This window comes from Pseudomonas fluorescens HK44, assembly GCF_000217955.3.
Lineage (GTDB): Bacteria > Pseudomonadota > Gammaproteobacteria > Pseudomonadales > Pseudomonadaceae > Aquipseudomonas > Aquipseudomonas fluorescens_AQ.
In genome coordinates, this window is sequence record NZ_AFOY02000008.1 from 329,039 (window position 1) to 340,994 (window position 11,956).

At 58.8% G+C, this 11,956-nt stretch carries 13 protein-coding genes; 6 read left to right on the forward strand and 7 right to left on the reverse strand.

The genetic code is table 11. The features are described 5' to 3' along the window. Window positions 1-7: 7 nt before the first annotated feature. Window positions 8-1,087 carry a tRNA (uridine(54)-C5)-methyltransferase TrmA gene (gene trmA / locus HK44_RS08000; protein WP_019691578.1) on the reverse strand — a complete coding sequence of 360 codons (1,080 nt, stop codon included), beginning with the start codon at window positions 1,085-1,087 and terminating at the stop codon, window positions 8-10. Beyond that, entirely contained in the window at window positions 1,084-2,379 is a 1,296-nt protein-coding gene (locus HK44_RS08005) for an NCS2 family permease (protein WP_019691579.1), read from the reverse strand. The genes trmA and HK44_RS08005 overlap by 4 nt, the downstream gene beginning before the upstream one ends. A 236-nt stretch (window positions 2,380-2,615) precedes the next feature. On the opposite strand from HK44_RS08005, the gene HK44_RS08010 reads away from it, so the two are divergent. Then, complete coding sequence (locus HK44_RS08010; protein WP_019691580.1) at window positions 2,616-3,053, forward strand: DUF4879 domain-containing protein; 438 nt, start codon at window positions 2,616-2,618, stop codon at window positions 3,051-3,053. Window positions 3,054-3,133: 80 nt separating this feature from the next. Beyond that, on the forward strand, window positions 3,134-3,685 hold the full coding sequence (locus HK44_RS08015) for a DJ-1 family glyoxalase III (protein WP_019691581.1): 552 nt from the start codon (window positions 3,134-3,136) through the stop codon (window positions 3,683-3,685). Between the two features lie 6 nt (window positions 3,686-3,691). Here HK44_RS08015 and HK44_RS08020 read toward each other — a convergent pair whose 3' ends face one another. The 3 genes from HK44_RS08020 to HK44_RS08030 form a co-directional block, all read right to left on the reverse strand. Continuing rightward, on the reverse strand, window positions 3,692-3,979 hold the full coding sequence (locus tag HK44_RS08020; RefSeq protein ID WP_019691582.1) for a HigA family addiction module antitoxin: 288 nt from the start codon (window positions 3,977-3,979) through the stop codon (window positions 3,692-3,694). Window positions 3,980-3,993: 14 nt separating this feature from the next. After that, a complete protein-coding gene (locus HK44_RS08025; RefSeq protein WP_019691583.1) occupies window positions 3,994-4,272 on the reverse strand; it encodes a type II toxin-antitoxin system RelE/ParE family toxin in 279 nt (92 codons plus the stop codon). A gap of 61 nt (window positions 4,273-4,333) precedes the next feature. Then, a complete protein-coding gene (locus HK44_RS08030) occupies window positions 4,334-5,608 on the reverse strand; it encodes an MFS transporter (protein WP_019691584.1) in 1,275 nt (424 codons plus the stop codon). A gap of 396 nt (window positions 5,609-6,004) precedes the next feature. Here HK44_RS08030 and HK44_RS08035 point away from each other — a divergent pair, with 396 nt between their 5' ends. From HK44_RS08035 to HK44_RS08045, 3 genes are all read left to right on the forward strand, one after another. Further along, a complete protein-coding gene (locus HK44_RS08035) occupies window positions 6,005-7,441 on the forward strand; it encodes a cytochrome ubiquinol oxidase subunit I (RefSeq protein ID WP_019691585.1) in 1,437 nt (478 codons plus the stop codon). A gap of 3 nt (window positions 7,442-7,444) precedes the next feature. After that, window positions 7,445-8,452: a cytochrome d ubiquinol oxidase subunit II gene (gene cydB, locus HK44_RS08040; protein ID WP_019691586.1), complete on the forward strand. Its 1,008-nt coding sequence runs from the start codon at window positions 7,445-7,447 to the stop codon at window positions 8,450-8,452. Window positions 8,453-8,520: 68 nt separating this feature from the next. Beyond that, window positions 8,521-8,688: a DUF2474 domain-containing protein gene (locus HK44_RS08045; protein WP_019691587.1), complete on the forward strand. Its 168-nt coding sequence runs from the start codon at window positions 8,521-8,523 to the stop codon at window positions 8,686-8,688. A gap of 84 nt (window positions 8,689-8,772) precedes the next feature. On the opposite strand, the gene HK44_RS08050 is transcribed toward HK44_RS08045, so the two are convergent. Then, window positions 8,773-9,897: a methyltransferase gene (locus HK44_RS08050; RefSeq protein WP_019691588.1), complete on the reverse strand. Its 1,125-nt coding sequence runs from the start codon at window positions 9,895-9,897 to the stop codon at window positions 8,773-8,775. A gap of 204 nt (window positions 9,898-10,101) precedes the next feature. Continuing rightward, entirely contained in the window at window positions 10,102-10,818 is a 717-nt protein-coding gene (locus HK44_RS08055) for an autoinducer binding domain-containing protein (protein WP_024264806.1), read from the reverse strand. A 339-nt stretch (window positions 10,819-11,157) separates the two neighbouring features. Here HK44_RS08055 and HK44_RS08060 point away from each other — a divergent pair, with 339 nt between their 5' ends. After that, entirely contained in the window at window positions 11,158-11,934 is a 777-nt protein-coding gene (locus HK44_RS08060) for a ferredoxin--NADP reductase (RefSeq protein WP_019691590.1), read from the forward strand. Window positions 11,935-11,956 lie beyond the last annotated feature (22 nt).

Consider the following 11,956-nt stretch of genomic DNA (forward strand, 5'->3'; position numbering starts at 1 on the left):
TGTGCAATCAACGTCGGGTCAGCAAGACCCCGGATTCCATGTGGTGCGTCCACGGGAACTGATCGAACATCGCGCAGCGGGTGATGCGGTGGGTATCGTGCAATTGGGCGATGTTGGCCGCCAGCGTTTGCGGGTTGCACGAAATGTACAGAATGTTCTCGAAGCGTCGGGTCAGCTCGCACGTGTCCGGGTCCATGCCGGCGCGCGGTGGGTCGACGAACACGCTACCGAACTCGTAGCTCTTCAGATCAATGCCGTGCAAACGGCGGAACGGGCGAACTTCATTCAGCGCTTCGGTCAGTTCTTCGGCAGACAGACGTACCAGAGTGACGTTATCCACAGCGTTTTCACTGAGGTTGCTCAGCGCCGCATTCACCGAGGTCTTGCTGATTTCGGTGGCCAGCACTTTGCGCACGCGGGTCGCCAGCGGCAGGGTGAAGTTGCCGTTACCGCAATACAACTCCAGCAAATCGTCGGAACGATCACCCAGAGCGTCGTAAGCCCAGTTGAGCATCTTCTGGTTCACCGTGCCGTTCGGCTGGGTGAACGCGCCTTCCGGTTGGCGATAGCTGAAGGTGCGACCACCGACTTCAAGTTTCTCGACCACATAATCATGGCCGATCACTTCGCGTTTGCCCTTGGAGCGACCGATCACGCTCACGTTCAGGTCCGTGGCCAGTTTCGACGCGGCCGCGTGCCAGTGCTCGTCCAGCGGCCGGTGATAACACAAGGTAATCATCGCATCGCCGGCCAGGGTGGTCAGGAACTCCACCTGAAACAGCTTGTGGCTCAGGGCGGCGCTGGCTTGCCAGGCAGCCTTGAGTTGCGGCATCAACTGGTTGATGCGCCTGCTTGCGATCGGGAACTCTTCGATCAGGATCGGCGTGCGTTTGTCTTCCTGGGAGAACATCGCGTAGTGACGCTCGCCGGCTTCGCGCCACAGGCGGAATTCGGCGCGCAGGCGAAAGTTCGCAAGCGGCGAGTCGAACACCGCAGGTTCTGGTGCATCGAACGGCGCCAGCAGGTCACGCAAGCGCGTGGCCTTTTCTTCGAGCTGAGCCGTGTAAGCCTGGGAATCGAAAGTCATGCGTTGAACCAACCCAACTTGATCACGAACAGAATCGACAGAACTACCAACGCCGAGTTCAGTTCACGGCCGCGACCGGACAGCAACTTGATGGCGGTCCAGGAAATGAACCCGAACGCGATACCGTTGGCGATGGAATAAGTGAATGGCATGGCCAGCGCGGTAACCACCACTGGCGCGGCGACAGTGATGTCGTCCCAGTCTATTTCCGCCAGGCCCGAGGTCATCAGTACGGCGACGAACAGCAGGGCGGGCGCGGTGGCGAAGGCCGGCACGCTGGCGGCCAATGGTGCGAAGAACAACGCCAGCAGGAATAGGATCGCCACCACGACAGCTGTCAGACCGGTACGGCCACCGGCACTGACGCCCGCTGCCGACTCGATGTAACTGGTGGTAGTCGAGGTGCCCAGCAGGGAACCGGCCATGGCTGCGGTGCTGTCGGCGATCAGCGCACGGCCCATTTTCGGCATGTGGCCGTCCTTGCCCATCAGGCCGGCGCGCTTGGCGACGCCGATCAGGGTGCCGGAGTTATCGAACAGGTCGACGAACAGGAAAGCGAAAATCACGCTGACCAGGCCGATGTCCAGCGCGCCCTTGATGTCCAGTTGCAGGAAGGTCGGCGCCAGCGAAGGTGGCATCGCCATCACGCCGCCGAACGGCGTGAAGCCCAGGGCGATGGAAACGATGGTCACGGCCAGGATGCCGATCAGCACTGCACCACGCACTTTCAAGGCTTCGAGGGCGACGATCAGCGCAAAACCCAGGGTCGCGAGGATCGGTGCCGGTTGTTTCAGGTCGCCGAGGCCAACCATGGTCGCCGGGTTGCTGACCACGATGCCGGCGTTGTGCAAGGCGATCAGCGCCAGGAACAGACCGATACCGGCGGCAATCGCCGAGCGCAACGCCAGCGGGATACTGTTGATGATCCATTCGCGGATGCGAAAGATCGACAACAGAAAAAACATGACCGCCGAGATGAACACCGCCCCCAGCGCCACTTGCCAGGTGTGACCCATGTGCAGGACAACGGTGTAGGTGAAGAAGGCGTTCAGGCCCATGCCCGGCGCCAGCGCGATCGGGTAGTTGGCGATCAGGCCCATCACTGTCGAGCCAATGGCCGCTGCCAGACACGTTGCGACAAACACCGCGCCCTTGTCCATGCCGGTTTCGCCGAGGATGCTCGGGTTGACGAACAGAATGTAGGCCATGGCCAAAAAGGTCGTGATACCGGCAAGAATCTCGGTACGCACGTTGGTGTTGTGTGCCTTGAGTTGAAACAGCCTTTCCAGCATGTCTGCTCCCCGTGGCGCGCCCGGCGCCGTGAATGTATCGACTTCAACAGCAAAGCACAGGCCGTGCCAGGCGCCTGAGTATTTTCTGTCGGTCGGAAAAAGCCGCGCATCATACCAGCAGCGTGCGGCTATGGCTGCCTAATGGCGTTGATCGTCGGCGATGTTTTGCAGTTTGAGGGAGTGCGGCATACTGCGCGCTGGTTTTGGGAGTGGCTATGTCTTCTATAAAGAGCAGGATGATTCTGGCTTTTGGCCTGTCTGGCGCCGTGTTGCTCGGTGCGCACACCGCACTGGCCGCGTCCGCACCGCCGCTGAGCGAAGTCAAGGTCCTCAAGGTCCAGTCGACCTCCTGCGGCATTGAAAATATTGCACCAGGGCAGGAGAAGACGCAGTGCGATCACGCAGGCCCCAACATCAAGATCTATGTGCTGGAGATCGGCTACGGCCGCCTGCCGAGTGCAACGCTGGACGGCTTTGAAGTCAATGGCATGCGGGCTCCTGTCTGCGTCTATGGCAACGGCAATCTGACGGAATGCTCCGGCGTGGCCAGTAAAATCGTCGGCAACCTCTACACCTTTGATCTGGCGGGTAAGCAGGAAGGCACTTTCACCTTCAGCAATACCTCGATCAATGCCCCGGGCAACAGGCTGTCGACGCAGCTGTATATCAAGTAACTTTCATTGGGTAACAGCACGCTCGAACATCTGTCGGCAAAGCTGACTACGCTTTAAGGATCACCCTGTGGACGCAGACCATGACCTTTAGAGCCCTGATTACCCTTGCCGAAGGTATCGACGACCTGCAAGCCGTGACACTGATCGACGTGTTGCGCCGTGCGAAAGTCGAAGTGGTGGTGGCGAGCATCGAATCACGGCGCATGCTCACCTGCGCCCGTGGCACCCGATTGACCGCCGACGCGATGCTGGTCGATGTGTTGGCGCAACCGTTCGATCTGGTCGTTTTGCCGGGTGGCGCCGTCGGCGCTCAGCGCCTGGCAGCTCATCAACCCTTGTTGCAGCTGGTCCAGGATCAATCCGCCGCCGGACGCCTGTTTTCCGGTATTGCCGAGTCGCCGGCGCTGGCGCTGCAAGCCTTTGGCGTGTTGCGTCAGCGGCGCATGACCTGCCTGCCTGCGGCCAGTCATCAACTGCTCGGCTGCACGTTCGTCGATCAACCGGTGGTCATCGACGGCAACTGCATCACCGCTCAAGGTTCGAGCGCTGCCCTGGCGTTTGCGTTGGTGCTGGTTGAACGGCTGTGTGGCAAGGCCGTCAGGGCTGCGGTGGCGGGGGAGTTGCTTGTTTAGCGGCTTTCACGCCTGGGCGGCGAAACGCTCGATGGGGGGGTGTTCGCGGTGCTCGGCTTGCCAGAGATCGTAGTCAGTCTGAACGCCTAGCCACGTTCTCGCCTTGCCGATACCGGCGCGCTCCAGCCGTACCGCCAGGTCCGGGCTGATAGGAGCATGACCATGAAGCACCCGCGAGAAATGCGGGCGGGCGTAGCCAAGCCGCTTGGCCAGTTCGGTGATACTGATGCCGAGTTCCGGCAACACATCCAGCAGAAGTGTTTCGCCAGGGTGTGGCGGGTTGTGCATAGGCATGTCCTGCCTCCTGTTCAGTGATAGTCCAGATAATCGACCAGTTCGATGTCTGAACCGATAAAGCGAAAAATCAGCCGCCAGTTCCCGGAAACGTTCAGTGACCAATAGGTCTGAAGATCGCCCTTGAGCGGATGCAGTCGCCAACCGGGAAGGTCCAGGTCGCCCGGGCTCAGTGCACGATCCATGAACGGCAACATGCGGGCCAGGCGTTTCGCATGATCGGCGCGGATCCCGCGAGTCGAACCGGTTTCATAGAAGCCACGAAGGCCTTTGTGCTGAAAGGATTTGATCATGGCGTCAGTGTAAGGCGATACATTACACCTTATGCACTAACTATGTACCGCCCTGCGTCGCCTAAATGCTGCTTTGTTCACCTGGCAAGCTTTCGGTATTGGCCTTCGCCTCATCCACCGGCACATGCATGCGGTCGCGTTGGGCCAGGGTCGGGAACAGTTTGATCCACGTCCCGGTGACCAGCAGCGTGCCGATTCCGCCCATGACCACCGCCGGTACAGTGCCGAACCAGTGGGCGGTGAGTCCGGATTCGAATTCGCCCAACTGGTTCGAGGCACCGATGAACAAGCCGTTCACGGCGCTGACCCGGCCGCGCATTTCGTCCGGGGTTTCCAGTTGCACGAAGGACGCGCGGATCACCATGCTGATCATGTCGGCGGCGCCTAGCACCACCAGCACCGCCAGCGAGAACCAGAACGAGGTCGACAGGCCGAAGGCGATAGTCGCGACGCCGAACACCCCGACGGCCGTGAACATGACCCGTCCGACGCTGCGTTCCACGGCAAACCGCGCCAGCCATAACGACATCAACAAGGCCCCGACTGCTGGCGCCGAACGCAGCAGCCCCAGCCCCCAGGGGCCGGTCAGCAGAATGTCCTTGGCAAATACCGGCAGCAGCGCCGTGGCGCCCCCGAGCAATACCGCGAACAAATCCAGTGAGATCGCGCCAAGAATGTCCGGGCGGCTACGAATGAAGCGAATCCCGGCAAGCAACGAATCCAGCGTCGCCTTGCCCTTGTTCAGCGGGGTTTGCCGTGCGGGCAGGTTGAGCATCAGGCTGCAGGCAATGAGGTACAGAATCACTGTCGGGCCATACACCCAGACGCTGCCGAAGGCATACAGCAAACCACCCAGCGCTGGCGCAACGATGGTCGCTGACTGCTGAGCCGACTGGGACGCCGCCACCGCGCGCGGAAACAGTGCACCGGGGACAATTGTCGGCAATAACGCCTGGGTGGTCGGCATTTCGAATGAACGGGCGGCGCCGAGCAGGAAGGCCAGGATGAAGATCATCTCGCGGGTGACGTGGTCAGTGGCGCTGCCAATGGCCAGGGCGAGGGCGATCATCGCCTGCAAGGACTGGCAGATGGCCGCGACCTTGCGCCGGTCATAACGGTCTGCCACATGCCCGGTGTGGAGCATGAACAACACCCGTGGCGCGAACTCCACGAGCCCGACCAGACCCAGGTCCAGCACGTTGCCGGTGAGTTGGTAGAGATTCCAGCCGATGGCCACAGTCAGCATCTGGAAACCACTGGCGGTGAACACCCGCGCCAGCCAGAACGCAATGAACGGGCGGTGATGGCGCAACAACAGCGGGGCTTGGGTCGGCATCGGCGGGTAGTTCTGAACGGGGAAAAATCGAGATTATCACCAACTTGTAACCTGAAGTTGCGTGTGCGGGGAATTTACTTAGCTAGACACCTATCCTGAAGCCCGCGCCCTTCCTTCGCCACAGCGAATACCACAGCCCTGAACAGAACGGTGAGGCAACCTGTCACGCGGCAAAAGACCACACAGTCGGGCGCTGAAAATGGGACTACTCTTTCATCGTTACTTGATCCAGATCAAAACCCTTGGTGGGTTTGCTCTGGCGGCCAGATGGCCAGACTCCCTGCGTTGCGATGGTTGTAAAAAACAACGAATTTGAATTCGCCACACTCCATGACCGTGGGGGCGGTGGGTGCAGGCTCCCAGCCAGCAGCCGTATTACCAGACAGAGGAAGACTTATGTTCGGTTTGGAGGCACTTGATCTCGCCCGAATTCAATTCGCGTTTACCATCTCGTTCCACATCCTGTTCCCGGCGATCACCATCGGCCTGGCGAGTTACCTGGCGGTGCTCGAAGGCTTGTGGCTGAAGACCCACAACGATACCTACCGTGATCTTTACCACTTCTGGTCGAAGATCTTTGCCGTCAACTTCGGTATGGGGGTGGTCTCCGGATTGGTCATGGCTTATCAGTTCGGCACCAACTGGAGCCGCTTCTCGGACTTTGCCGGTTCCGTCACCGGGCCGCTGCTGACCTATGAAGTGCTCACGGCGTTCTTCCTCGAAGCCGGTTTCCTCGGTGTCATGCTGTTTGGCTGGAACAGGGTCGGGCGCAAACTGCACTTCTTCGCCACCGTCATGGTGGCCATCGGCACGCTGATCTCGACGTTCTGGATTCTCGCCTCCAACAGCTGGATGCAAACCCCGCAGGGCTACGAAATCGTTAACGGCCAGGTGATCCCGGTGGACTGGCTGGCGGTGATTTTCAACCCGTCGTTCCCGTACCGCTTGATGCACATGGCCACCGCAGCCTTTGTAGCCACCGCATTCTTTGTCGGCTCGTCGGCTGCCTGGCACCTGTTGCGCGGCCGTGATAACCCGGCGATCCGCACCATGCTGTCGATGGCCATGTGGATGGCCTTGATCGTCGCGCCGATTCAGGCGGTGATCGGTGACTTCCATGGGCTCAACACGCTCGAGCATCAGCCGGCAAAAATCGCCGCGATTGAAGGTCACTGGGAAAACGTCGGCAATGAGCCGACCCCGCTGATCCTGTTTGGCTGGCCGGACATGAAAGCCGAGAAGACCAGATTCGCGGTAGAGATTCCGTATCTGGGCAGCCTGATCCTGACTCACTCGCTGGACAAACAGGTCCCGGCACTCAAGGAGTTCGCGCCCGAAGACCGGCCGAATTCGACCATCGTGTTCTGGTCGTTCCGGATCATGGTCGGGCTCGGCTTCCTGATGATCTTCACCGGTCTGTGGAGCCTGTGGCTGCGCAAGCGCGACGCGCTGTATTCGAACCGTGCGTTCCTTTACCTGGCGCTGTGGATGGGGCCATCGGGCCTGATCGCGTTACTCGCCGGTTGGTTCACCACTGAAATCGGTCGTCAGCCGTGGGTGGTGTACGGGTTGATGCGTACCGCCGACGCCTCATCCATGCACAGTTTCCTGCAGATGAGCATTACCCTGGCGCTGTTCGTCGTGGTGTATTTCTCGCTGTTTGGTGTCGGTCTGGGCTACATGATGCGCCTGGTGCGCAAAGGGCCGAAGATCAACGAAGGGGCCGAACCGAGCCACGGTGGTCCCGGGCAGCAACGTACGCCGGCCCGTCCGCTTTCCGCTGCCGATGAAAGCGACGAAAACGGCGAAGCCAGCCTGAACAAGAGGAATTGAGTCATGGGTATTGATCTTCCGCTGATCTGGGCCGTGATCATCATCTTCGGCATCATGATGTACGTGGTCATGGATGGTTTTGACCTGGGAATCGGCATTCTCTTTCCCTTCATCAAGGGCCACCGTGATCGCGATGTGATGATGAACACTGTCGCCCCGGTCTGGGACGGTAACGAAACCTGGCTGGTATTGGGCGGCGCGGCGTTATTTGGCGCCTTCCCGCTGGCGTATTCGGTGGTGCTGTCGGCGCTGTACATGCCGCTGATCCTGATGCTGATCGGCTTGATCTTCCGCGGTGTGGCCTTCGAGTTCCGTTTCAAGGCCAAGGATCGTAAGCGGCATATCTGGGACAAATGCTTCATCGGCGGCTCGCTGACGGCGACGTTCTTCCAGGGCGTGGCGCTGGGGGCATTTATCGACGGCATCCCGGTGGTCAATCGACAGTTCGCTGGCGGCACGCTGGATTGGCTGACACCGTTCTCGCTGTTCTGTGGCGTGGCGTTGATCGTCGCTTATGCGCTGCTCGGCTGCACCTGGCTGATCATGAAAACCGAAGGTAAGTTGCAAAAGCAAATGCACGACCTGGCCCGTCCGCTTGCGTTCGTGGTGTTGGCGGTGACCGGTATCGTCAGTATCTGGACCCCGCTGGCTCATGCCGAGATCGCTGCGCGCTGGTTCACCCTGCCGAACCTGTTCTGGTTCCTGCCGGTGCCAATCCTGGTGTTGGTGACGATGTACGGTTTACTGCGCGCTGTGGCACGTAACGCTCACTACACGCCGTTCCTGTTGACCCTGGTGCTGATCTTCCTCGGTTACAGCGGTCTGGGAATCAGCCTGTGGCCGAACATCGTGCCGCCGTCGATCTCGATCTGGGACGCCGCCGCACCGCCGCAAAGCCAGGGCTTCATGCTGGTCGGTACCCTGTTCATCATCCCGTTCATTCTGGGCTACACCTTCTGGAGCTACTACGTGTTCCGCGGCAAGGTGACCCATGAAGACGGTTACCACTAGTAGGAGCAAAGCTTGCTCGCGATGGCGCCTTGAAAGGCGCCATCAAACCCAGACCGAGGACCGGGGCAATGGCTGATAGACACTCTTTGCAGGAAATCGAACAGGCTGAAAAGAAGCCGCTCTGGCAGCGGCTTGGCTGGCTGGTAATGATCTGGACCGGCAGCGTACTGGCGCTGTTTGTCGTGGCCAGCCTGATGCGCATGTTCATGAACGCTGCTGGCCTGACCACTCACTGATCGACCCGAACATCCCATCCCGTGCCTTGTGGCCCGGATTTATAACCCTCCGCTGGAGGGTTTTTTTTGCCTGGGCGCGGGCGGTTATTTACGGGCCTTGAGGATCACGAATTTGGGCGTTGCCGCGACCTGCTCGACACCGCGGAACAGGCGCGCCAGTTTGCTGTGATAGCCCAGATGACGGTTGCCGACGATGTACAGCGCGCCGCCCACCACCAGCGCTTCGCGAGCTTGCTGGAACATCCGCCAGGCGAGGAAGTCACTGACCACTTGTTGCTGATGGAAAGGCGGATTGCACAGCACCACGTCCAGCGACTGCGGTTCCTGCCCGGCCAGGCCATCGCCCGCGCGCACGATGACGTCGCGCTGACCGAGGGCGGCCTGCCAGTTTTCGGCAGCGGATTGCACGGCCATGAACGATTCGTCCACCAGCGTGTAGTGGGCTTGAGGGTTTTGCAGGGCACTGGCGATGGCCAACACACCATTGCCGCAACCCAGGTCGGCAACCCGCGCGCTGCCCAGGTTATTTGGCAGATGAGGAAGAAATGCCCGTGTGCCGATGTCCAGGCCTTCGCGACAGAACACGTTGGCATGGTTCAGTAGTTCGATCGCCGGCTCGTCGAGTTTATAGCGAGTCGGGTAGGGCGACTGCGCGGGCTGTCTGGCGTCGGGTGTGACAATCAGCAGGCGAGCCTTTTTGACCGCCAGCGAAGCTTGTACCGGGCCAATGTAGCGCTCCAGCAGATCGCCGGCTGCCCGTGGCAGGTGTTTGACCATGGCCGCAGCAACCACTTGCGCACCGGGTGCCAGTTGCGTTTGCAGGCGGATCAACTGCTCTTCCAGCAACGCCAGAGTCTTGGGCACACGGATCAGCACCCGATCGAACGGACCGACCAATGGTGCATTGGCGGGCACTGTCGGCACAGCATCAAATGCCTGGCCGTTACGTACCAGATTCTTTTCCAGCGCCTGGAGCGCGAGGAAGGAGTCACTGCTGCTCGTAACCTGAACCTTACCGACAAGGCTCGCCGCCAGCGCACCAAAACTGTCATTGAGCACCAGAACCCGGGTATCGATGCTGGGCTGCTGTTCGGCCAGATGATTGAGCAGGTACTCGTCGGCTGCATCGAACGCTTGCAGCGGTTCGTTCTGCTGTTCGGGCTGGCGGATCAGGTCAATTTGGGCGAAGGGGGTTTCGAGCAGGGGCATGGGGCGGGAACTCTGGGTAATCAACGGGTGTCCCGCGGTTTTGCACGTTTTCAATGCTGGACGGGACCGCCTGAGTGGACTGCGTCGCGGTGTCGTTCGCTTCATCACTCAGAAGGGGTGTAAATGGTACGTTTTTTTCCGTTCGATTACTCCCTGGTTTTTCCGTCGTGGTCAGCACGGATAAACGGTCAGGTTGGTCAAGGTTCAGATAAATTTGCACTTCGCGGCTTGTACCACGGCAGAAATCTTATTGGTGACGCCTAACTTCTGAATCGCTCTGCCGATGTGAAAATTCACCGTCCGCGGGCTGAGACTGAGGATGCGCCCGATGTCCGCCGCGGTCTTGCCATCTGCGGACCACTTCAGCACCTCCGTTTCTCGTGGCGATAAATGAATCACGCTCAAGCTGCCGGGATTCTCGCTGGGCAGATTTTGCATCGCGAGAACATGCAGCTTTTGGCTGATGCATGTCGCATAACCGAGGTTTTCATAGAGTTCATAAGCGGTGATACGGCAATGGCTTCGGGCGACGCTGAGCATACCGCTGCTATGGTTATTCAGGTCATGTACCGGCAGCGCCCAACCGTACAGCATGCCTTGATGCGCGAGTGCGCGCCGCAGATCGGGGACGTCGGTGAAGGTCTCGCTGTCCCAGAGAATAGGTAGCATTGAATGATTGCAATGAGCCACTGTTGGGTCTATCGCGCAGTAATTGTTTTGCTCATAATGGCTGTTCCAGCCGGTTGAGTAATTATTAAGATTTACCTTGTTAAAACAATGGGTTGGTGTATGAGAAAGCATCGAAAACGCACAGTATTCGTAGCCAATATTATTAAAGAAATCGAGTGCAATTTTGTAGGCGACTTTAATGTTTGACTCACAAATCAATTTTCTTAACAGAGTTTCCTTCCAGGTATCCATAGAGAATGCTCCCTGTACTTCACTTCGCAGGCATTAATTGGATCCAAATTTTACGTCAAGATTGTAGGGTAAATCTTACGTATGTGAAGTGAATTTTTGCTCTTGATGGGCTCTTCAAATGAACAGCCGGTTCTTAGAAGAACAGAACTTGTACAGAACATGAGACATCGTCCGTCATCTGTAGAAATATTAAAATCATCTTCATCCTCTCGCTATGAGGCCCGCTTTAACTCTTTAATTAACAGTTCGTCGTCTGTCCATTAATACCACTACAAAACGGTGGTGTTTCTTCGTCCGGCTTTGCGGGACACTGGAGCGACCAGACTTATGGAGCGCCCCATGACCGGCAGCGCAGAGAAGTTCACCCGCCAAACCCTGCTCGATGTCCAGCCATTGACCCCCAGCCTGTTCACGCTGCGTACCACGAGAGATCCGGGCTTTCGTTTTCGTGCCGGGCAATTCGCCCGTTTAGGGGTTACGAAGGCAGACGGCAGTACGGTATGGCGCGCTTATTCCATGGTGTCTTCACCCCATGACGAGTTTCTTGAGTTCTTCTCCATCGTCGTTCCGGGAGGTGAATTTACCAGCGAGCTGGGCCGTCTGGAGGTGGGCGATACCTTGAAGGTTGACTGTCAGGCCTTTGGTTTCCTGACCCTCGATCGTTTCGTCGATGGGCGCGATCTCTGGTTATTGTCCACAGGAACGGGTATTGCCCCGTTTTTGTCGATCCTCCAGGACTTCGAGGTCTGGGAGAAGTTCGAGCGCATCATTCTGGTTTATAGCGTGCGCCAAGCGCGGGAGTTGGCGTATCAGGCGCTGATTGCTCAATTGCAAGAGCGTGAGTATTTGGTGGAGCACGCTCATAAACTGCAATTTATCGCCACGGTCACCCGTGAGCCGCATCCGCAAGCGTTGAGCGGGCGAATCACTCAGTTGATCAAAAGTGGCGAGTTGGAGCGGGTGGCGGGTGTCACGATGACGGCCGAACATTCGCGGGTAATGCTCTGCGGAAACCCGCAGATGATCGATGACACGCGCAACCTGCTGAAAGCGCGCGACATGCAACTGAGCCTGACTCGGCGACCTGGCCAGGTGGCCGTGGAGAATTACTGGTAATGAAAAACGACGCCATCAGGCG

Coding starts and splice junctions, on each gene's coding strand:
- HK44_RS08005 (WP_019691579.1), bottom strand. CDS start 2,379: ATGCTGGAAAGGCTGTTTCAACTCAAGGCACACAACACCAACGTGCGT.
- HK44_RS08055 (WP_024264806.1), bottom strand. CDS start 10,818: ATGGATACCTGGAAGGAAACTCTGTTAAGAAAATTGATTTGTGAGTCA.
- HK44_RS08060 (WP_019691590.1), top strand. CDS start 11,158: ATGACCGGCAGCGCAGAGAAGTTCACCCGCCAAACCCTGCTCGATGTC.
- HK44_RS08010 (WP_019691580.1), top strand. CDS start 2,616: ATGATTCTGGCTTTTGGCCTGTCTGGCGCCGTGTTGCTCGGTGCGCAC.
- HK44_RS08020 (WP_019691582.1), bottom strand. CDS start 3,979: ATGCCTATGCACAACCCGCCACACCCTGGCGAAACACTTCTGCTGGAT.
- HK44_RS08025 (WP_019691583.1), bottom strand. CDS start 4,272: ATGATCAAATCCTTTCAGCACAAAGGCCTTCGTGGCTTCTATGAAACC.
- trmA (WP_019691578.1), bottom strand. CDS start 1,087: ATGACTTTCGATTCCCAGGCTTACACGGCTCAGCTCGAAGAAAAGGCC.
- HK44_RS08045 (WP_019691587.1), top strand. CDS start 8,521: ATGGCTGATAGACACTCTTTGCAGGAAATCGAACAGGCTGAAAAGAAG.
- HK44_RS08050 (WP_019691588.1), bottom strand. CDS start 9,897: ATGCCCCTGCTCGAAACCCCCTTCGCCCAAATTGACCTGATCCGCCAG.
- cydB (WP_019691586.1), top strand. CDS start 7,445: ATGGGTATTGATCTTCCGCTGATCTGGGCCGTGATCATCATCTTCGGC.
- HK44_RS08030 (WP_019691584.1), bottom strand. CDS start 5,608: ATGCCGACCCAAGCCCCGCTGTTGTTGCGCCATCACCGCCCGTTCATT.
- HK44_RS08015 (WP_019691581.1), top strand. CDS start 3,134: ATGACCTTTAGAGCCCTGATTACCCTTGCCGAAGGTATCGACGACCTG.
- HK44_RS08035 (WP_019691585.1), top strand. CDS start 6,005: ATGTTCGGTTTGGAGGCACTTGATCTCGCCCGAATTCAATTCGCGTTT.